Origin of the sequence: Algoriphagus sp. UBA3586 (assembly GCF_002376385.1) — a bacterium.
In the GTDB taxonomy this organism is placed as follows: domain Bacteria; phylum Bacteroidota; class Bacteroidia; order Cytophagales; family Cyclobacteriaceae; genus Algoriphagus; species Algoriphagus ornithinivorans.
In genome coordinates, this window is record NZ_DFMT01000006.1 from 175,169 (window position 1) to 196,490 (window position 21,322).

The following is a 21,322-nucleotide window of genomic DNA, read 5'->3' on the forward strand; positions in this document are numbered from 1 at the left end:
CATGTACATCAGTATTACAAAACAACATTTGAACAACAATTTCTCACAGAGTTCTTCCGATTTCGTGGATTATTTGGAAAAGGAAAATGAAGGTGTCTTACCTGAAATGCAAGAACCTTTTTTTAATCAGACGACTGACGAAATTCCTCCGGAACAGGTCATCAAAGAAATCGATGGGAATACCGCCAAGCTTAAGAAGGTCGAACCCAAATTTTATTCCCTGACCATCAATCCGAGTCAAAGTGAACTCAAGGCGATTGATAACGACCCTGAACTACTTAAAAAATATGTAAGGGAAGTCATGAAGGATTATGCGGCTTCCTTTCACAGGGACCAACCTGTTACCGTAGACGACATCAAATACTTTGCGAAAATTGAACACGGGCGAACCTTTAAAGGTTTTGACCGCGAAATCCGAGAAAATCAACCCTACCGGGCACAAATCGTTAGGCTTGAAAATGACATTCGTAAAGTGGAGCGGGGCGAACTCACGGGCAATGTTGCGGCCATGCAAAAAAAAATAGCAAAACTGAATTCTGAAATTCCCCATAAATTGGAAGGAAAGCCCATTGAACAGGGCATGAAAAAACCAGGTTTCCAAACTCACGTGCATATTATCGTAAGCCGAAAGGATGCCAGCAATCGGTATAGCCTATCCCCAGGAAGCAAATACATGGGGTCGGAAAGCAAGTTGAACGGTAAGATGGTCAAGCGCGGTTTCAACCGTGATCTATTTTACAAAAGGGCCGAAAAGACCTTTGATACCCTATTCAACTACAAACGCAATTTTGTGGAAACCTACGAGGCCAGAAAATCCTATCTCAAAGACCCCCATCACTATTTTGCCTACCTACTTGGACTTCCCACGAACGAACGCAGCGCAGCATTTAAAATTTTGGGCAAAGCCGGGGTAAGGGTCCCCCAGGTGAACATTCCTACGAATAAAGTCCAAATGGCGCTTAAGACAATCAAACAGTTCAAGAAGGCCATGGACTTGGCCCGGTCATCCAGTTCTATAGGAATCTAACAAAATATGCAAATGCTTTCGGTCATTCTCCTATATTACGTTTCCGCTTCTGGATTGATACTCCTTGTGCATCGCTATTACCGCCATGCCTTTATCAGTCTTGCCGTGATATTTTTGTACTTGGGTTTTGTGGGTTGTTTTGAAAGTAGCTTTCAATACTGTCTGTTTTTTTGCTTCAAATGGATTCTGCCTTTGTACGCCATCAGTATGGTTTGTCATGCGGCCTTAATTGAAAGTGATGTGACCAACATGCCCAAAAAATATCAGGCCAAGTTTCGGCTTAGAAACGGGGTGCTGAATATGAAAAACATCCGTAGGGGTGTTTCCATCATTGGATCAGCAGGAAGCGGTAAAACGGAATCCGTTGTCTTCAGTTTTCTCAAACATTTCAACAAGTATGGATTCTGTGGGGTAATTCACGACTATAAACATTTTGAGATTACCGAAATGGCGTATCCCCTCTTCCAGAATCCAAAAGTTCCTTTACACATAGTTTCCTTTGATGATATCTATGAACGGGTCAATCCCATTGCGCCACGTTACATGGAAGATGAGGAAAGCGTCAATGAAATATCCCGTGTGCTCTTGGAGAACCTATTGGAACAAAAAGAATCGGTAGCCTCGGGATCTTCCAAGTTTTTCAACGATGCGGTTGAAGGACTTTTGGGCGGATTGATATGGAAGCTTAAAACGGCACATCCCGATTATTGCACCTTGCCCCATCTGATCGCGACCTACCAATATCTGGATACAGAACAGCTCGTTTCCTTTCTTAGTTCGGACTTTACTTCAAAAGCCATGGCGGATGCATTTATTTCCGGAATCGATTCCGAACGGCAAACGGCCGGGGTAATGAGTACCTTGGCGAACGCCCTCAAGAAAATCAGTACACCGCGTATCTTTATGACCCTTTCGGCTGATGAAATTCCTTTGGATATAAATAATCCCAAGCATCCATCCTTAATCTCCGTTGTAAACAATCCAAAGTTCGATACGGCCTATTCCCCTGTTATCGCTACAATTATTCATACCATTACCAAACAAATGAGCATTCGTAATCGGCTATCTTCCTTCTTCCTTGCGGAGGAAGCATCCACTTTTCGATTGTTGAACATGCAACGGATTCCGGCTACCTTAAGGAGCTATGATATTGCAACGGTTTACGTACTCCAGGATAAGATTCAAAACGATCTTATGTACGGGGACAAGGCCAGTAAAGCCATATTGAGCAATCTCTCCTACCAGTTCTTCGGGAAGGCCAACGACCCCGACACGGCAAAATACTATGAACGCTTTTTTGAAATCATCAAACAGCCCACCCGAAGTGTCAGTAAGAGCAGCAATTGGAATTTCGATGCACGGATTACCAAAGGGGAAAAGGATGTAAGCAAGATTCGCGCAGATGTTTTCTTCCGATTGAAACGCGGGGAATTTATAGCCTTTACCGATGGCAAGGACAAGCGGGTCAAGTTTGAAAGGCCTGACATACAACGAGAACTCCCAAAGCCGGTCTTTGCCCAAAACCATCCTGAGATTCGCGCCAATTTTCAACGTATACATCTTGAGGTTCGAAGGCTATTTTCATGATGCGAATTGGACCTAACGACATCCAATCAAGATGAAATTTGGTTCATTTTGATGCTGAAATTTCGTATATTTAATGGTTATCCCAATCCCTAAATCGTGTGGTTCAATCAGGCAAAATGTGATATTTATATGGGTACCGGAGCCGGTACCAAGTTGCTAAAGGAAATCGGAAACGCCCAACGTTCCGTGAAAATATCCTCACCCTACCTATCCCCAAAAATGGTCGACGAATTGGTTTGGTTACATAAAAAAGGGATAAAGGTCACCTTGATAACTTCCGATAAATTTGACAGTAGAAGCTATCGCCAGGAAAGGAGTATTCAACCGTTGGTGGTTCAGAACCGGCATTTGGATGAGGAGGCCAACCAGGTGAGAAAAAGATGGTTCCTAACTCAAAAGATATTGATGGCTGGCAGTATTGCATTAGCCCTACTCCTACTTGTACTAATATTAACATCGTACGATTCAACTTATATCTATGGGTTAGGCTTTGCTTTCCTCCTTTTTTTGTGCTCCAGATATGCGAGGAGAAAAACTAAGCTTATCAAAATTTACTCGTACACCTATTCATCGCTTTTTCCATTTAAGGTTTTCGTTGCCCCGGATTCTTATCAAATCAACGATATGTTTATCCATGGTAAAATCTATATCATCGATGGCCATACGGCATATTTGGGTTCGTTGAACTTTACGGAGAGCGGTACCAAATACAACTATGAAACTAGAATTCGAGTAACGGATACGGAAGCTGTTTGGAAAATTGAAGAAGAATTTGATGCCTTATATGACCATCCTGACTTGGCTTTTTTTGGTATTGAAGAATGGGGCAGATCAATTTATGCTGAACCTATTAATCAAAGTTCTTCGGAATTAAGAGTAACTTTTAGTTGATTTTTAGTGTTCCTTAAAAGGTAAATTAAGGGGACTACTAAATGAGACCGCAATTGAGACTTTTGATTACCAGGTTCTAAAGTGTAGGCAAACTGTCTTATTATTCGGCCGATTAATAGGACCATAATTATAATTTATAACGGCCTAGGATTTTCACTATGCAGCGCTAAATAATGAAATGTATATGTTGTAACAACGTAAAGCGAATTGAAACGCATATCAGAAACAATTTTGACAAGAAATTTCACTACATTGTTCTTTTGTAAATTGAATGATGAGCTTTCCTTTACTTGCCGGTATTGCGGCTTCAATATTGCATGTGGTTTCAGGGCCAGATCATTTGGCTGCGGTTACCCCTTTAGCGATTGAAACGAGACGAAAAGTCTGGAAAATAGGTTTATTTTGGGGTTTTGGACATCTGACCGGAATGCTTTTGATCGGGTTGCTTTTTCTTCTATTTCGGCAATACATTCCAATAGAGAAAATATCGGAACATAGTGAACAGCTAGTTGGCGCCGTTCTAATTATCGTAGGACTCTGGGCATTATACAGTGTTTTCAGCAAAAGAAAAAACCACAAACATCCGCATGTGCATGACGCGGAAGAGCCCTATATTCATATACATGAGCATGAACATGATAAAAATCAGCCAAACCATAGTCACGCTCATAATAAAAAGATGAAACAGAATCAATGGTCATCTTTTGGGATAGGCGTTTTACATGGACTCGCAGGAATAGCACATTTTATTTTACTCCTTCCCGTATTGGGATTTGAAAATAAATTTGATAGTATTCAGTATATCATTGGCTTCGGAATGGGCACAGTATTGGCTATGACGATTTACACATTCTTACTTGGACAATTAGCGAAGTACTCCAAAAAACAAAACAGTAAATCCCTTTTTAAAATGATACGCTTATCGGGAGGAGTTTTCGCAATTGGTATAGGTGTCTACTGGCTGTATCTTAGTTTTTAGAGCTTTAAATCCGTTATCACTACCCGATGATTTCCCGTATCTGCAATGATTAGTTTATTTTCTTGGGTGGTTATTGAAAAAGGCCAATACAGGGAGCTTGAAGTTCCCATCAAAGTTTCTTTATTGTCGCTGCCTGTTTTAAAATCTCGTTTCCCAATGACCGCTGTTGCTTCAGGATTGTTTTTCGCAGGGATTTTATCAAACCATAATACTCTACTATTCCCAGTATCATTTACCAGTATCCCATCTTTGTAAAAGCAGGCATCATAGGTCCAATTTAAGGATTTTGAAGAGGGAAACAAGCCAAACTGATTTTGTCCACAAGCATTGAAATCGGTTTGTCCAATAATACTATCTGCGGGTTTTGAAAATGCTTTGTCAACATCATTCCACAGTAGGGTTCTATAAAATTGAGTATCAGCTACTATCATTTGTCTTTTGGCGTTTACCTTAACGGAATAGGGCCAAATAGGCTCATGATTTTCATAATCTCTAGTCGAAAAATCAGGCTTGCCAATTACCTCGTCGGCCGGAGCGAAGCTGGTCTTAGGAATTTCACTGTAGTACAGTATTCTACGATTACCGGTATCAGCTACCCATAAACTTCTTCCATCAGAAAAAACACCATAGGGCCAGTTTAGGGTTTGAGCAGAAGGGGCATTTGCAATACCACCAACATTAGTTTGATTTGATTCAAAATCGGGTTGACCCAAAACTACATCAGCCGGTTGTCCATTTTCAGTTGGTAATGAATGCCAGATGAGTACGCGGTGATTCCAGGCATCGGCAACAATTACAACAGTACCATTACTCCATATTCCCGAGGGATATTGCAAGGTACTCGCAGTTACCGGACCACCAGAATTGCGACTTGTTTCTAGTGCATCAATCTGGCCTAAAACAATATCAGGTTCTTGATATTCTGTCTTAGGAATTTCATTCCAAATGAAAACACGGTTGCGCCCCGTATCAGAAACAAAGAGTTTATTTTTCGCGGTGAAAACCCCTCTTGGAGCTAAAAATGGCATTTGTTCAGAGCCCTTAAAAACATATGAATTAGTAACGTTTTTGCCTAGCGTTTCAAAATCCATATTAACAAATTCTAGGCAACTGTTCTCCTGGAAGCATACTGATCACGCGCTTTCCTCCTATCGCACTTTCCATAATTACTTGTTTCGGATGTTCTGCAACAACACTTCCTATAATCCGGGCATTGTGTCCATTTTCATCTTTATGCAAAGCGGCCAACACAGCATCAGCCTCTGACTCGGACACGAAAGCAATAAAAAGTCCTTCATTAGCAACATACATGGGGTCTAAACCTAATAACTCACATGCGCTTGCCACCTGTTCTTCCATAGGCAAATCTCGTTGAATCAGGTCGATACCAAGTTCAGAAGATTGTGCAATTTCTTTCAATACAGTCGCAACACCTCCCCGAGTGGGATCGGTCAACAAATGAATGCTTTCTCCATACTGCTCAATCAATCGTAGTATGGTATAATTTAAATTAGTTGTATCACTCTTGATTTCTGAATCGAATTCCAAACCTTCCCTAACCGACATGATAGCCATCCCGTGGTTTGCAATGTTACCGCTGACAATAATCTTATCTCCTACGGAAATGTTTTTTACGCGGATATTTGCTTTTGGATGAATGGGTCCGATACCCGAGGTATTCACGAAAATTTTGTCGCCTTTACCCTTTTCAACCACTTTGGTATCACCTGTAACAATCTGTACACCAGCTTTTTCACAGGCAAATTTAATCGCTACCAGAATATCCCAAAACTCTTTTACCGGAAGTCCTTCTTCAATAATGAAGCTTAACGAAAGAAACTTCGGAGTAGCACCGCAAACCGCCAAATCATTCACAGTTCCGTTTACCGCCAACTCTCCAATATTTCCTCCGGGGAAAAATATGGGAGATACTAAAAAGCTATCCGTAGAAAAAGCAGTTTTACCATGTAATTCCAAAAAAGCACCATCATGGCGTTCGTCGAGGATATCGTTTTTCAGCAAATCAAAAACACCACTATCTAAAAGTTTGTTGGTTAGTACTCCGCCACTTCCATGACCCAATGTGATCACATCAAAGTCAAGTTTAGGCATGGGGCATTGCAACTGCATGCGTATTTTATTATTTTCTGACATTTACTCGATAATCGAAATTAAAGTAATTCGAGCTTTACCCCGAAATACAAGGTTCTTAATTTTAAGTGCCATGGGAACTTGCCCAGAGCTAGGTTTTTATTGATTAAGCTTCCACCATTCCAGAAAAATGATAGTAGGCCGCACAGGCCCCTTCACTACTGACCATAGGCGCGCCAAGTGGATTTGTAGGTTTACATGTCTTGCCAAATTGAGAGCACTCAAAAGGCTTTTTGATTCCCTTCATAATCTGTCCTGAAATACAATCTGGGTTTTCAGGTGCCTCTTCAATCGTGACACTAAATTTTTTCGTAGCATCAAACGCGGCATATTTCTCACGAACGGCATAGCCGCTATCAGGAATTTCCCCTATACCTCGCCACATTTGATTTCGTACTTCAAAAACTTCATCGATGACTTTCTGAGCTTCTGGGTTTCCCCCTTCCCGGACAATTCTCGCATATTGATTTTCAACCTCTGACTTACTTTGCTCTAATTGACGGATAACCATCAAAATACCTTGCAAAACATCTAAAGGCTCAAAACCGGTAACCACAATCGGCACTTTATATTCTGCCGATATGGGATGATATTCCGTATTGCCCATTATAGTGCATACATGACCTGCCGCTAAAAAGCCATCAATTTTACTTTCCTCATCATCGATCACAGCCTTTATTGCCGGTGGCACCAATACATGGGAAGCCAAAATCGAATAATTTTTTACACCTCTGCGATGCGCATGAACGACGGATAATGCATTTGCTGGAGCGGTTGTTTCAAAGCCCACAGCAAAGAAAACAACCTCTTTATCAGGATTGTCTTCAGCAATTTTCACAGCCTCCAAGGGGGAATATAAAATCCGTACATCGGCTCCTTCTGCTTTTGCTTCAAGCAAACTTTTTTGGGAACCAGGTACGCGTAGCATATCTCCAAAAGAACAAAGAATCACACCCTTTTCTGAGGCGAGATACACCGCTTTATCAATCAAATTTAAAGGGGTGACACAAACCGGACAACCAGGCCCGTGAATCATTGTAACCAAATCTGGTAACATCTCAATGATACCATTTTTCACAAGGCTATGTGTTTGCCCACCGCAAACTTCCATAATCGACCAAGGTCTGGAAACGGTATTTTTTATTTCTTGCAAATACTTTTTTGCTAACTCTGGGTCGCGATATTCTGACATATACTTCATGAGTAGCCGATTTAATTGGTTTTTGGCAAATATTCATCTACATCCGTAAGATCTCCCAGTTCGCCAATCTCTTCCAGATACTTAAACGTTTTTTGAGCTTCTTCTTCATCTACTTTGCTGATGGCAACACCAACGTGTACCAGTACATAATCGTCAATATCGGCATCCGGCAACATTTCTAAACTGGCCTCTTTGGTTATACCACCAAATAAGACTTTAGCCATGCGCACCTTGCCATCATACTTCATTTCAATACTCTTGATTTTACCTGGAATCGCTAAACACATAATTTACTTTTTAATATGCTGATAATAGGAGAACTGACCGAACGAAATGTTCTCATCGTTACTAGACAATATACGATTAAATTTTATATTAATTTTTGAATCTCCACCTAGTTTTATAAGCTTTTCGACGAGAATTGAATTTTGAAAAACCCCTCCACTACAAGCAATAATACTAAAATTATGTTGTGCGGCTATTTTGAAAATTACAAGCGCTAGTGTGTGGATAAAACTATGTGCAAGTCGAGGAATTGAGAAACCATCGACCATAGCCTGGTGAATATTTTGAATGATTGTTTTTGTAGGAATGTTTTCAAATACTACCCCTTCTAAAAAATCAACTTCATTATTTCCAACATACTTTTTTGCTTGATTTTCTAATAGCATTGCAGCCTCACCTTCATAACTAGTCACATCTATTATACCCAACAAGGATGCGACCCCATCAAACAAACGTCCTACAGAGGATGTTTTCAAGGGATTGTTCTCCAACATTTTGAGGTAGACTTTCCATTCTGTTTTAGAAAATTTCTTCTCGGCGATTTGTTTTTCTCCATCAGGCAGCATACTTAATAATGATAATCGAGGTTCCTTTGCCATTTTATCTGCGGCCAACCAGTCATAATACTCAAAATAAAGGAACCGTTCCATTGCACGATTTTGATAGGTGAAAAATTCGCCTCCCCATATCATTTCATCTTCTCCCAATCCTGTTCCATCCCAAACTACACCAAGTATTTTTTCTTCAGACGCGAATAAACCATGCTCTCCTAAGACACTTGCCAAATGGGCTTTATGGTGTTGTACGGAGACAAGCTCAGCACTCCATGTTTCTGCCAGTTCCCTTCCTAAAATACTGCTTTGATACTGTGGATGCTCATCAACCAAAACAACATTCGGTGGTGTTTGAAATAATTCTATAAACTGCTTAAGATTATCTTGAAGCCTCTCCAAAACATCATAACTATCCAAATTTCCAAAATACGGACTCACATAGGTATGAAAATTGGGAACAAATGTGAATGTACTTTTTAAATGGGCACCCATAGCCAGTATTTTATCATCTGACTTTCTTGCATTCAGATAGTTTGGAGCAAGACCGCGAGAGCGGCGAAGTGTTAGTTGTTGTTCTCCGACGAACCTAAATACAGAGTCATCCTGCGGGAAAGAAATTCCCAAATCATGATGGAGGAAATAATCGGTCAATCCAGCTAGTTTTTGAATTGCGTCGATTTTTTTTGAAATAATTGGAGAACCATGCATGTTTCCGCTAGTGGCAATAATTGGAATGTCCAATTCATCCATCAAAAGTGTAAGCAAAGCCGACGAGGGCAACATGACTCCTAAATGATCCAATCCTGGTGCAATACTTTCCTTTTCCAAATTATCAATAGATTCCTTCGGGTTTAAAATTACGATTGGAGCAACCGAAGAAGTAACCGCGTTTTCCTCTATAGAGCTTAGATTAAAATCTTTCTTGATTTTGTCCAGAGATGGGTAAAGCAACGCAAAAGGTTTTGCTGGGCGCTGCTTTTTCTCACGTAAACGTTGTATGGTAGTTTTATTATTGGCATCGCAACACAGCAGATAACCATTAGTGTTTTTAAGTGCTAGAATGCTTCCTTTTCGGATTAAATCAGATGCTTTTTCTATGAGCATTCTCTGGTCTCCATAAAATTGCTTTCCGTCGTAATCTTGAAGTTCCAGTTTAATTCCACAGTCACCACAGCTATTGGTTTGTGAATGAAATCGTCTGTCATCGGGATTAGTGTATTCCTCTTGACAAGAAACACACATTTTAAAGGCATCCACTGTGGTATTTTTTCTCTCAAAAGGAAATTGGGTCGTCACCGAAAATCTAGGTCCGCAGTTGGTACACGTGGTAAAAGCATAAGCATAACGGCGATTGGTTGTATCCCTAATTTCTTCTCTGCATGACTCGCAGATGGCAAAGTCAGGCGTTAAAGGGATATTGACTTGCTGTTTTGACTCCGAAGGAACTATCTTAAAATCCTTAAATTCCTGAAAGCTAATTTCAGAAATCGAATGGGACTGAATAACTGAAATTTCAGGAGCATCATTTAGGATACGCTCTAAAAACCTCTGCGCCTTTTTCGCAGATAAATTGCAGTTAATTAATACCCCATCCTGATTGTTGCATACGGTACCCTTTACGGCAAACTCTTTGGCAAGTTTAAACACAAAAGGTCGAAATCCCACGCCTTGAACTTGTCCGGAAATTGTAATTTCAAAGGTTTTTTGCATTTAGCCATTATCCTTTCTTCCGCTCAATTTTATCCAGCAACCAATTACACCATTCATCAATTCCCTCTCCGTTTGTTGATGAAACTTGCAAGACCTCAATTTCATGATTTACCTCTCGTGCATCTTTAATTACTGCTTCTACTGAGAAAGGAACGTAAGGCAATAAATCAGCTTTTGAAACTAACATCATATCGCTGGTCAAAAACATTTTAGGATACTTTTTAGGCTTGTCATCGCCTTCTGTTGTTGCCATTAAGGTAACGCGATAGTCTTCACCCAAATCGAAAGATGACGGACAAACCAAGTTGCCAACATTTTCAATAAAGAGCAAATCGATGTTTTCCAAGTCGAATTGGTCCAAAACCTGATGCACCATTTGAGCTTCCAGATGGCAAATACCTCCCGTTACTATCTGCAGGGCATGTATGCCGGTCTCTCGAATACGCTCTGCGTCGCGTTCCGTTTCTAAATCTCCGACCATCACGGCCATCGTTATTTTATCCTTTAGTTTTTCTGCAGTTTTCTGCATTAAAGTGGTCTTACCACTACCTGCTGATGAGGTTATGTTGATTAAAAGAGTATTGGTTTTAGCCATTTCCTTTTTAATAATATCCGCTACAAAATCATTTGCTTTAAGCAAATTGATATTGGTGTTCTCGCATTGCACAGTCCCTCGTGCCGCCTTTGTTGATTTATCTACCATTTTCTTTTTTCATTTTTAACCATTTTTGGTCTTACTTTTTAGTATATCTAACTGGCTAGGTCAATCTTCAAACTCTATTTTATGAATAAGCATTTCCTCGCCTTCAATCACATTTTTACTCGGTCGTCCGCAATTATCACAAAGAAATCGATAGTTTTTAACATTTGTAATATGATTGCAAACTTCACATTGAATTTTCAATTGTGTCGACTCTATTTTCAGAGCAACGTTCTGAAATCTACCATCCCTTAAATGATAAACATCATACGCATTATGTAGTAGACGCGGCTCTATGTTTGAAAGGATCCCAACTTTCAGATGAATTGCTTTCATCTTTTGAAGTTTCTCAGCCTCAAACTCTTGTTCTAAAGTCGCAATAATGCTATTTACGATAGATGTTTCGTGCATAACGCTCCTAAATTAAACTTTTAACTTTTTCCAATTCTTGAAGATGTTTCTCAGCTTGTTCTAGTATACCTGAATCTGTGACCAAAGTTTTTACTTCCTCGGCTTTTTCCTTCATTTCTTCATATTTTTTCAACTCCTCCTCATTAGTTTCGTTATGTGTAAGCCATCCCAATTCCAATTGATTCAACAAGGTTAGGGCACGTTCAAAGGGGTATGCTTCTGCCGTTCTTACCTCAAGTGCCTCCTCAAACAGTCCCGACGCTTTATCCAGGTTATCATGAATTTTTGCCGGAGGAAAATGCATTAAGGCGGTCGCATAATTATGACTTGCCATCGCATTCTCATACGGATACTTGTCTTTTGTATAAAAAGCCAGAACTTCTTTGAAGGATGATGCACAAAAGGCCGTCCACATTGGTTTCTCATCAGCAGCTACCGGAATTTCAGAGTAAATTAACGCCAGATTGTGGTGAACATCTGCAAATTTCTGAGGATGTGTATCTCGCTTGAACACTTTCAATACATCCTGAAACGCATTAATGGCTGCCTTATAATATTGAGGACTTCCATTCTTTGACCAGGTATATAATAGAATCGCTTTTTTGAATCCGGCCTCTCCTAAGAACTCCGGAATATCTTCTTCTTTAAAATATTGAATCGCTCTATTAATAAGTTCTTTGGATGCAATAAAGTCTTCCTTAAAATTGGCAATTTCTGCTGCATCGACCAACAGCATTCCTGCCTGTATTTTAAGGCCCTTAGCTTCAAACTGAGCAATAGACTGCAACTGTAAATTATGGATTTTATCCAATTCTTGGCGAACATAAGGAACCTGTAATTGTGCCATTAAAATTCCCGCTAAAAGGGTAGACATCGCATTTTTAGCATCATCGGAAATGGCAATTTCCAGTTGTTCTTCGGCTAACTGTTTAGCTTTATCTAAATCCCCTGCATCCAAGAGTAAATTCAAATAGTGCTTTGCGGTAAATACCTTGATCTCATCATTTTCAGCGTTGGATAATGCTTTAGCAAATCCATTTTGTAGTTCGTTGAAGTCCCGAGGTTTTTCAACTACACCATAATAGCCGAGAATTGCGGTATTATGAAGGGATGTGTTGCTACAAAAATCTACCATATCTGCGGAAATTTCGTATCCGAAATGCAAATGTGTCGCAATCAAAAGGTGATGGTATAGCGGATTTTCTTCAGAAATAAACTCAAAAGCCTTTTGATGGTTTCCTAATTTATAGAAAACCAAAGCAAGTAAATTTTCTTGGCTAAGGGATGTTTTCGGAAACACGTATGGTGGCTCCAAATCATACCAATCTAAAGGAATGGTAATTTCATCGGAATCTATCACCAAGGATTTGTGGTCTTTGATTGTGTCGGCATGCTCAGTTATCGAAACCAATTCATCTAATCGGTCTACGGAAGCAATAGCCATCTGAACTTTTTGATAGATATCAGTTGTTGTTAATATTGTAAGCATTTTTATTTACTTTTTGTGTGCCCCTAGAGTCTTTTGCCGCTGTTTGCTGCATATGTTTACCATAAATTTCTGCAAGTCGCTCTGAACGGTAATCCCCTATATGCTGTATCAAAATTTGGCTAGGGTCTTTGGTATTGATAAATATAAGCAAAACTTCCCACCGCCCTTTTGTCGGGGTGACCTTGTATTGGACCTCGGCATCCATAAGCCAATTGTTTTTCGGTTTCGTCATGTTCTATTTAGACACTGATTTTTATCAAGTCCGTTTTTTCGATGATTTCATAATCCAATTCCCTATCCGATGCATCTAAGTCATTATCTATTAAAATCTCACGTACCGCAAGGGTTTTATCTCCCTTCAAGTTACGGGATTTCAAGAGAAACTGGGTCGATTTATACATTTTTACGAACCATTGACTGGAGACCGGCGTAATCAAAATCTTTTTCTGTTCTTCCACATAGGTAACATAAGCAAAATGGATTTCGCCGAATATTGTTGTAACGAGCTCGGCATCTAAATAGATATGGGAAGATTTTAGAGCAATTTTTGTACTCACGAGGGTATCGATTGATTTAAATCTTCCACAATGTGCTGCACGACCTTATCGCCAGCTTCCCTTACCACATCACTTAAATCAACTTCGAGTTTAGTATTCTCGATAGCGACCAAATACACTTGAATATCCTCTGGATAGTCATCTTGTAAAATCTTTTTGGTATAGGATAAGGCTTGATCCCATTTCATCCCATGGAGAAAAACCAGAGGGTCATCTTGGGGTGCTTTCATTACCTCTTCCGCAGGGACCTTAAACAAAGTTCCCACAGGTTCATTGCTATTCAAGACTGCGTCTACCAAAATTATCCTATCATGCCCTTTTAAACCAAAGAGCACTTCAAAGGCTGCTGTGCCCATATCAAAAATCGTAATATCCTCAGAATCCGGAAGCTTTTTGCGCAACTGTTCAATGACATAAATACCAATTGCATCATCGCTCCGCACCGGATTTCCAAATCCCATTATTGCAGTCTTCATCTCGTTAGATTTATGGTTAAAGTAAAAACTTTCCCGAGGTTACCCACAGGAAAGTCTTTTTAAAACTATGTGCTAGAAGTTAAAGTTTAAATCGCGATAGCTCCACACCACTTTTTGCATCATGGGCATGTACAGTACAAACCAGGCAAGAGTCAAAAGAGCGAGCGACAATACCTACCTCAACAGGATCTAATGGATCTTCGATAGTCGTCCCCAAAAGAGCAGTTTCTATAGGTCCAGGATTATCGTTACCATCTTGAGGGCCAACATTCCATGTTGTCGGCGCCATAACTTGATAGTTTTTGATGACACCATCCTTAATTTCAATCCAATGAGCTAAAGCTCCCCTTGCTGCTTCAGTAGCACCAAAACCTTTGCCGTCTTTCTCAACAGGTTTAGTGTAGAATTCACCATCCAGGTCGATTTCTGACAACCATTGCTCGATGAACTTATAGATTCTTGGTGCTTCATGTACACGGGCCAAAACCCTTGTGAAGACGCTGGGACCCAACTTCTTGATTATATCGCCGAATAACGGGTCTCTAATTTGATGTTCCTTGTTATTAGGATTTGCATTCATGATTACTCTTGCCAATGGCCCTGCCTCTGCTGCGTGACCATCATATCGAGGCGATTTCGCCCAGCTATACTGTCCGTCAAAATTACTATCATGCAATGTTTGTGACGGAGCGGGAGTGGGAAGTGGCTCATCCCAAGGATGTAATCCGTCTTCTTGATCGTTGTACCATGAATGCTTCACATGCTCACTTACTTTCATATGGTCGAACTCGTGATAGTTTTCTCCATCAAAGAATCCACTAGACTGAATCAAGGCATCGTTTCTACCATCGATTGTTGGATTATTATAACGGTCTTTATGGAGGTAAGTACCTGTTGCCAAAAACTTCCCTACACCTTGACCAAATTTATCCAAGCCGAATTCAAGTCCGGCACGAATCAATAATCCCAAATCACTATTCTTTTGCGATTCATTCTCCTCTACCCAGGCCAACATATCGTCCCAAGTTTTAATTTCCATGTAACGCTCAATAGAGCAGCCCAACCAGACCGGCTCTAACCAATCGTTTTTGAATTGCGCCAATATTGCATGCGCTCGCGTAATATCTTTTAAGGTAGGAGCACACATCACCCCACCGGGCACCATATAACTCGAATGTGGCCATTGACCACCGAACAAGGCATAGATTTGAACTGGAAGCCCACTAGCGGTCAATCCTATTTGAAAGGTTTCCCCAACGTAGGCTGACCAGCGTTTTACCACTTCCTTATATAAAGGTTTATCGGCATACTTTTTATTAGCTAAATCCGTGGCGAAAATCGCATAATACCATCTTGGGATACTTTGAAGGGTTTCCGAAGCCTGACCAATCGCTCTCAACAAAAGAGCATTTGGGGTTAGCTTTGTTCCCCAAGCAGTATCTAATGCCGAGGATGCACAATATAGGTGCGACCCTCCACAAATACCACAAATTCTAGGAGTAACAATGAGTCCCGATTGTGGATCCTTGCCTGCCATGATTTTCTCAAAACCCCTGAACATCGCTGCTTGCGTATGGGCGCGTGTGACTTTGCCGTTGTCAATATAGACCTTCACATCCAAATCGCCCTCAACACGACCAACGGGAGATATATTTAATTCTGTTACTGACATTTTTATTCTTTTTCGTTGCTATTATTTTGAACCTTCCTTAACCCTATGGTTTGTAGGTAATACTTTCTGGAAACCGGCCTCTAAATAGTAAGCCAATTTGTTCCTACCCTCTGGGACTTCTTTAGGAAATGTACCCATGTACTTCATGGTCTTAAAAACACTACCTTTCATAAGGTCGTTATGTGGAAAGCCAGGTTCGGTACAGCCCAAACAAGGATGATTAGCTCGGGTTTTACTAGATTGTCTGTTCCACAATATATTGTTACAACTCGCTCTTGTCATTGGGCCTCTACATCCAACCTCGTAAAAGAGGCATCCGTTACCCCTTTGGCCAAATCCACCATCGACTTTTTGTGCAAAGTTGACTACGTTGGTACAACCTGTCTGAACAAAGTCGGTAAAAAACGTTTTTGGCCTGTGGTAATCATCAATAAGCACATCGCCTATCCTTCCCACAGAAATCGCGACAAGAATTTGAGTAATCCAATCTGGGTGCGCAGGGCAACCTGGTATATTTATTACTGGCAAACCACCTTTTGAAACATAGTCAGGGCCCAAGAACCCACCCTTGTTCTTTTTATGGAATTGCATTCCAGTAGATTCACTAGGGTTTGGCGGAACTGCAGGTATGCCTCCCCATGTTGCGCAATCGCCAATAGCGACGACATAGCCCGCAACTTCTGAGAGTTCCTTAATCCAGTCCTTCATCGGACGGTCAGCGAATAAGTTCATGGTTCCTGTGTTATCCGGGCCTTGAATTATCGAGCCTTCAAAAACAAGAATATCCATCTGCACTTTTCCTGCGAGGATATCCTTTAATAGGTCTTGAACTTGGTCCCCAATCTGTAAACCGGTTGTTGGGTGCCATAAAATGTTTAGCCCGAAATCGGTAATAAGTTCTACCACCGTTGGTTCTTCGGCGTTCAAAAAGGACATTGTGTTGCCACTACATGCACCTCCTTGTAACCATAGTACATTTGCCATAAGTCATTTGATATTTATTTTAAAAGTAATGAAAATAAGAATATGATTCTTATTTAACAAAATTTTTAGAGTATTTTGCGTTATTTGGAATATATCTTAATTATTCATGACAACCTCTTAAAATAAAAAGTCTGTAAGCTAATTTAATTTCAGATGAACTAATTGAGTTTCATGAAAGGAACCAATTATAGGACTTTTTCAACACGATAAAAGGAGCTCTTACTTATACCGGCTTTTTCACATGCCGTTTTTATGGGTAGGTCTTGTTTATCGTACAGGTATTTTGCAAAATGATATTTCTCAATGGTTTCTTTTTTAGAACCAGTTGGTCTGCCCAATAATTTGTTTCGCTTCCTTGCGTTGGCAAGTCCGACTTTAGTTCTTTCACTAATAAGGTTTCTTTCGAATTCCGCAACGGCAGCAAATATATGCAGTAAGAACTTACCGTTTGCCGAGGCGGTATCGAACTCCGGTTCGCTTAAGCTTTTAAAGTGAACCCCTGCCTGATTAAACTTATCTATAAGCTCAACCATATTTTTTAAAGAACGAAACACTCGGTCATTTTTATATGCGATAACAGTGTCCCCTTCGCGCATATATTTAATCAATTCATTTAGCCCTTTTCTGTCACTCCTGGCACCGCTGGCAACGTCCTTGTATATTTTTTCACAACCGGCATTTTTAAGTAGGTCTATCTGAGATTCTAAATTTTGATCTTGGGTTGATACTCTGGCATATCCAAAAATCATAATAGTTCAGTTAATTTATAGCTCATAATGATTCGGCAAAAAGGGTGTCAATCGTAAAACAATTGTAGTATTCTATTCCCCCTATGCTCTTTGAGTTCCAGCAATAGTTTCTCTTGATCACCAAAGGTAAATTTGGGTACGGTCAGCACAAACTCACGGCTCTCACCATCTTTAATGATTTTTGGAAGAGAATACCTGAAAACAGGCTCAATTTCAATTTTTTGATAGGATGATTTTTTCCGCTTGTTTCCATTTACCTTGAAAATTTTCAGATAATCCATCTCAAAGTCTATCCCAGATCTGTTTTTTATCTCCACAAGTGCATAGACCTCGGTTCGGTCGTAAATCAGGTCCCTCAGATGTAGTACTACACCTTTTTTTCTTTTGCGTTTTAGACTGTTTCGATTGTGCTTCAGTTGAAATTCGCTGAATTTTTTAAAGTATTCAAAACGATTCGGGGAACCGGTTTGTGGGGTCTTCCTCGTCACAGAATCCTTCAATACGGATACCGAACTTTTACTAGTTGGAATAAACAAAGGACTTTCAAAACCAATACGTTCATTTCTAGGAATAAAATAATTCAGCGTATCCAAATTTTTCAGATACTTCAATTTATAGGCGTAAACTTCATCGGTGGACGTAATTACCAATAGGTTGCTTTCATGGCCCTTTACCCCCTGTAACAAACCTACATGCTGAAGGTTTTCTTTATTATAACTAAAAGTAAAGTTGGGTGAACCAACGACCGCCTGACGAATTTCATTTGGAAAGAAAAGTGCAACAACCTCCCTTTCATTTGTGCCGATTGTTTTTAATTCTTGTGCACTTGTTTGGCCTAAAATAAGAATCGATATAAAGATTAGTATCATTTTCATAATGCAGGTTTTAAAATAAGCTGATATTGATTATAAACCGTCACCTTCACATTACGGTTGTTTCTTCGAAAGACTTGCTTGACACCTCCTACTTGTGGCACACCGGGAATATTTATGTCCTCTACCACGTCCCCTATAACCTCCGTGGTGGCCTCACCCGTAAAGCTGTTTCGTATGTAAATACCCTCATTGCCATCCAGTAAATCGAAGGCTTTCAAATCCACCAGTTTGTTGTTGATGTTCGTAATAGTGATAAAAACCCGGTTAGCATTAAACCGGACAAAACCATAAACCAACGAATTTCTGGGGATAGAATCGCCGTTGATGAGCGCATCTACGGCCAGTCGTAATTCCAATCGCTCGTCGCTTTTCACCGTTTGTTCTCCGTTGACTTCCACCATAACAAAGTCATCTGTCCTTCCTTTTGTTGTTTCCAAATCAACCAATGAAACTGGTTTAGGTTCGTAGGCAAAAAACTCATGATGGGCCTTTGCAAAATCAATGACCGTTTCTTCGATTTGATTTTTAGGCGTGCCGGCCATTGGTTTTGATGAACTAATGTCCGCCGTATTATTGTATTCTCCAGATTCGTAATTTATCCTTCCTGAGGCATAGATACTGTCCACGATACGTTGACGCTCTTTCTCTTGATACATAGAGTCATAAAGTCCCGTTGAATCCAATAGTGATTCGTCATAAATACTTGGAGCATTGGACTCCCGTACTTCTTTCAAGTCATTGATGGCATCCAATTTCGAGGAATACTCTTTTTGTTCCTCCTTCAATTCCGGCACCACAGGCTGGGTCAGTTCTGACTTCACATCGTCTCCCTCTCCCATTACGAGAAATCCATAGCCAACTATAAATAGCACTACCAAGGTGACTATGGTGATAAATATCATTTTGTTTCGATCTAGTTTCATTTGAAGCTATTTTTGAATGTTGAGTTTTTTAAGGGAGTTTTCAAAGAAGTTGGTTATCAATAGACCATGGGTATTATTAGGGAAATTTCTATCTACCTGAAGCAGATTGCCTGTGGTTATTAATTGGTACCTATCGATAATAGATCCCCGATTGATCTCAAAAATGGTTTCCGTTTGAAAAGATATGCGTTCCCCACTTAAAATAAGTTCCGTATTGACCGAGATAACCTTTTGCACCAGGGAGTACTGCAGCAACCTGTTATAAACCCCATCCGCCTTTTTCTGCCGGTAGACATTATCGACAGTACTATCTCCCAGCCACAAGGCCTTTTCAAGATTTTTTTCATAGTTACTTTCATCGATTCCATAGAAATAGTTGTGAAATAAATCGAGATGGGAAAGCGCCTCGACTTCCATATTTTCCTTTTGCGAAACCAATTTTAAGGGAATTATGGAACCATCCGTGTTTACGGCAAAGGTGCTGTTGAGCATACGCTGATTGAAACGATAGACCGTTACCAGTGCAAAAATGCTGGTCAATAGACAGGCCAGTACGACTGCCAAAACGATGTAGCGGTTAAGTTTCAAAACGCTATAGATATTTCTATATGGGGTTAGTTTATTTTTCATGATGTTTATATTACTCGACAAATAGCCTTAAGGTGAAGCTGGTAGCGCGTTTATAAAGTTTGAACTTCAACAGAATGATGAACCCCACTCCTGCCAATTCAATGACCGGGGCAAAGAGTTCACTACCGAAATCGGTACCGAATAGGTTTGGCCAAAAGTTTTCGGTGATTTCTTGATAGAGCTCGTTTACAAAAACATTGACCAAAAAGAATGCGGGTACTATCATATAAACAGCTGCGTACAGCTTAAAAAAGCGATAGCCCATTGGTCTGAATTTTTCAAAAACGGCCATGCTGATGACCAGTGGAAAAAAAGCCTGCATGATTCCCAACAGAAAGTAGCGTTCCGCCAAAAACATGGGATAGATGAACAGATCCAACACCCAAAGAAATAGTCCTAATGCTAGCGCAATCATACGTATTCCCAGGAAAGGAGTCGTGAGCCATTCATACAGAATGCCCATCGCCTTTGTGGTTGCATCCAAAAGGCCCAAATCCTCTTCTACTTCGATATCCTGTAGTTCCAAGGGTAGTAGTACTGGGGCCGTTCCTCGATATTGACCTTCTATGGCCACTAAAATGGAGTCAAAAGCATCCAATACTTCCGTAGAGAAAATAACCACCAGGACAACCGCAAAATTTTTGATCAATTCGGTGGGGGTCAAGCCCCATGTAGCCCCTTGGATGGTCGCCCCTCCTTCATAGTACTTTTTCAGAATATTGATCAGAAAAAACAAAACGGCCAGCACTTTCATTCCACCGATCACATAGGACGCAAAATCACTATCCTTAATGGTCTGAAAAACGGAATCGACATATTCCAACCCGATGGACAAAAACATGCTATAGCCTTTTAATAGTTGGTTTCCCTATTATTGATTCTGTCCTGCATCTCTCGAAAGGAAATAATGAGCTTATACCTCTTATTCTTTAAGGTGATGTCCGCTATCATTTTTTGAGAATCGTCCCGATGTGCTTCCAATATTTCCAATCGCTCGGCATCATTGAGTTTTAGAAAGTCATTGGAGAGCACCTGGTTCATAAATTCCAGATTACGAAGTGAGCCGTCAATGATGGTATTGAAAGCGTTGGAAACGGCATCTATTTCGTCAGGATGGATGTAAGGAGAATTTAGGATACCCCTCAAATCGTTTCGGACCATAATGACCAAAGCTTCGTTGTTTTCATTGATTTCCTTGACGGCCTCATATTGCGCTACCGCACTGTTTACTTTTTCAATGGTCTCTTTGGCCTGTTTGAGAAACTTGACGGTTTTGATCATTTCGCTAGTCTGTTTGGCGGATTCAAACAACTGCTTGATCAACGATAGAAAATTGGTGTTGTCATAAACTGGGATACCCTGCGCTTTCGTTTGACCTGTACTGGCTATAGCCAAGAATACCGAAATGATGATGGTTTTAATTGTAATTTTCATAAGGTTATTTTTTTATATGTGTATCCGTGAGTTTGCA

At 40.3% G+C, this 21,322-nt stretch carries 24 protein-coding genes; 4 read left to right on the forward strand and 20 right to left on the reverse strand.

The window, feature by feature from the left end; genetic code table 11:
* Position 1: 1 nt before the first annotated feature.
* On the forward strand, positions 2 to 1,027 hold the full coding sequence (gene mobB / locus B2906_RS01605; RefSeq protein ID WP_219958314.1) for a MobB family relaxase: 1,026 nt from the start codon (positions 2 to 4) through the stop codon (positions 1,025 to 1,027).
* 30 nt (positions 1,028 to 1,057) lie between these two features.
* Here the strand turns inward: mobB and B2906_RS01610 are convergent, their stop codons facing one another.
* Complete coding sequence (locus B2906_RS01610) at positions 1,058 to 1,246, reverse strand: hypothetical protein (RefSeq protein ID WP_286935376.1); 189 nt, start codon at positions 1,244 to 1,246, stop codon at positions 1,058 to 1,060.
* On the opposite strand from B2906_RS01610, the gene B2906_RS01615 reads away from it, so the two are divergent.
* The 3 genes from B2906_RS01615 to B2906_RS01625 all read left to right on the forward strand — a co-directional run bounded on the left by B2906_RS01615 (position 1,220) and on the right by B2906_RS01625 (position 4,484).
* Positions 1,220 to 2,614 (forward strand): type IV secretory system conjugative DNA transfer family protein, encoded by a 1,395-nt coding sequence (locus tag B2906_RS01615; RefSeq protein ID WP_286935377.1) that lies wholly within the window; start codon positions 1,220 to 1,222, stop codon positions 2,612 to 2,614. The genes B2906_RS01610 and B2906_RS01615 overlap by 27 nt on opposite strands.
* A 96-nt stretch (positions 2,615 to 2,710) precedes the next feature.
* Positions 2,711 to 3,505, forward strand: coding sequence for a phospholipase D family protein (locus B2906_RS01620; RefSeq protein WP_219958312.1), 795 nt, complete (start codon positions 2,711 to 2,713; stop codon positions 3,503 to 3,505).
* Between the two features lie 271 nt (positions 3,506 to 3,776).
* Entirely contained in the window at positions 3,777 to 4,484 is a 708-nt protein-coding gene (locus B2906_RS01625) for a sulfite exporter TauE/SafE family protein (protein WP_219958311.1), read from the forward strand.
* Here B2906_RS01625 and B2906_RS01630 read toward each other — a convergent pair.
* The 19 genes from B2906_RS01630 to B2906_RS01720 all read right to left on the reverse strand — a co-directional run bounded on the left by B2906_RS01630 (position 4,481) and on the right by B2906_RS01720 (position 21,285).
* Positions 4,481 to 5,575 (reverse strand): hypothetical protein, encoded by a 1,095-nt coding sequence (locus B2906_RS01630; protein WP_219958310.1) that lies wholly within the window; start codon positions 5,573 to 5,575, stop codon positions 4,481 to 4,483. The genes B2906_RS01625 and B2906_RS01630 overlap by 4 nt on opposite strands.
* A 1-nt stretch (position 5,576) precedes the next feature.
* The gene (gene hypE, locus B2906_RS01635; RefSeq protein ID WP_255590526.1) at positions 5,577 to 6,638 is read right to left on the reverse strand and encodes a hydrogenase expression/formation protein HypE; all 1,062 of its coding nucleotides are present in this window, start codon (positions 6,636 to 6,638) and stop codon (positions 5,577 to 5,579) included.
* A gap of 103 nt (positions 6,639 to 6,741) precedes the next feature.
* Entirely contained in the window at positions 6,742 to 7,836 is a 1,095-nt protein-coding gene (gene hypD / locus B2906_RS01640) for a hydrogenase formation protein HypD (protein ID WP_219958309.1), read from the reverse strand.
* Between the two features lie 11 nt (positions 7,837 to 7,847).
* Positions 7,848 to 8,123: a HypC/HybG/HupF family hydrogenase formation chaperone gene (locus tag B2906_RS01645; protein WP_219958308.1), complete on the reverse strand. Its 276-nt coding sequence runs from the start codon at positions 8,121 to 8,123 to the stop codon at positions 7,848 to 7,850.
* A 3-nt stretch (positions 8,124 to 8,126) separates the two neighbouring features.
* The gene (gene hypF / locus B2906_RS01650) at positions 8,127 to 10,385 is read right to left on the reverse strand and encodes a carbamoyltransferase HypF (RefSeq protein WP_286935380.1); all 2,259 of its coding nucleotides are present in this window, start codon (positions 10,383 to 10,385) and stop codon (positions 8,127 to 8,129) included.
* 7 nt (positions 10,386 to 10,392) lie between these two features.
* Positions 10,393 to 11,088, reverse strand: coding sequence for a hydrogenase nickel incorporation protein HypB (gene hypB / locus B2906_RS01655; protein ID WP_219958306.1), 696 nt, complete (start codon positions 11,086 to 11,088; stop codon positions 10,393 to 10,395).
* 60 nt (positions 11,089 to 11,148) lie between these two features.
* Positions 11,149 to 11,496 (reverse strand): hydrogenase maturation nickel metallochaperone HypA, encoded by a 348-nt coding sequence (locus B2906_RS01660; RefSeq protein ID WP_219958305.1) that lies wholly within the window; start codon positions 11,494 to 11,496, stop codon positions 11,149 to 11,151.
* A gap of 7 nt (positions 11,497 to 11,503) precedes the next feature.
* A complete protein-coding gene (locus B2906_RS01665; protein WP_219958304.1) occupies positions 11,504 to 12,985 on the reverse strand; it encodes a hypothetical protein in 1,482 nt (493 codons plus the stop codon).
* Positions 12,960 to 13,190 carry a hypothetical protein gene (locus B2906_RS01670; protein WP_219958303.1) on the reverse strand — a complete coding sequence of 77 codons (231 nt, stop codon included), beginning with the start codon at positions 13,188 to 13,190 and terminating at the stop codon, positions 12,960 to 12,962. Before B2906_RS01670 ends, B2906_RS01665 begins: the two co-directional genes overlap by 26 nt.
* Positions 13,191 to 13,224: 34 nt before the next feature.
* Positions 13,225 to 13,542, reverse strand: a complete 318-nt coding sequence (locus tag B2906_RS01675; RefSeq protein WP_219958302.1) for a hypothetical protein — start codon at positions 13,540 to 13,542, stop codon at positions 13,225 to 13,227.
* A complete protein-coding gene (locus B2906_RS01680; protein WP_219958301.1) occupies positions 13,539 to 14,018 on the reverse strand; it encodes a hydrogenase maturation protease in 480 nt (159 codons plus the stop codon). The genes B2906_RS01675 and B2906_RS01680 overlap by 4 nt, the downstream gene beginning before the upstream one ends.
* Positions 14,019 to 14,097: 79 nt before the next feature.
* Positions 14,098 to 15,690: a nickel-dependent hydrogenase large subunit gene (locus tag B2906_RS01685; protein ID WP_219958300.1), complete on the reverse strand. Its 1,593-nt coding sequence runs from the start codon at positions 15,688 to 15,690 to the stop codon at positions 14,098 to 14,100.
* A gap of 21 nt (positions 15,691 to 15,711) precedes the next feature.
* Positions 15,712 to 16,674 (reverse strand): hydrogenase, encoded by a 963-nt coding sequence (locus tag B2906_RS01690; RefSeq protein ID WP_286935383.1) that lies wholly within the window; start codon positions 16,672 to 16,674, stop codon positions 15,712 to 15,714.
* 185 nt (positions 16,675 to 16,859) lie between these two features.
* Positions 16,860 to 17,423, reverse strand: coding sequence for a recombinase family protein (locus B2906_RS01695; RefSeq protein WP_219958299.1), 564 nt, complete (start codon positions 17,421 to 17,423; stop codon positions 16,860 to 16,862).
* A gap of 47 nt (positions 17,424 to 17,470) precedes the next feature.
* A complete protein-coding gene (locus B2906_RS01700) occupies positions 17,471 to 18,298 on the reverse strand; it encodes a DUF4138 domain-containing protein (protein WP_219958298.1) in 828 nt (275 codons plus the stop codon).
* Entirely contained in the window at positions 18,295 to 19,221 is a 927-nt protein-coding gene (gene traM / locus B2906_RS01705) for a conjugative transposon protein TraM (protein ID WP_286935386.1), read from the reverse strand. Before traM ends, B2906_RS01700 begins: the two co-directional genes overlap by 4 nt.
* A gap of 6 nt (positions 19,222 to 19,227) precedes the next feature.
* Entirely contained in the window at positions 19,228 to 19,851 is a 624-nt protein-coding gene (locus B2906_RS01710; protein WP_219958296.1) for a hypothetical protein, read from the reverse strand.
* Between the two features lie 10 nt (positions 19,852 to 19,861).
* Positions 19,862 to 20,692 (reverse strand): hypothetical protein, encoded by an 831-nt coding sequence (locus B2906_RS01715; RefSeq protein WP_219958295.1) that lies wholly within the window; start codon positions 20,690 to 20,692, stop codon positions 19,862 to 19,864.
* Positions 20,693 to 20,703: 11 nt separating this feature from the next.
* Positions 20,704 to 21,285 carry a hypothetical protein gene (locus B2906_RS01720; protein WP_219958294.1) on the reverse strand — a complete coding sequence of 194 codons (582 nt, stop codon included), beginning with the start codon at positions 21,283 to 21,285 and terminating at the stop codon, positions 20,704 to 20,706.
* Positions 21,286 to 21,322: the final 37 nt, after the last annotated feature.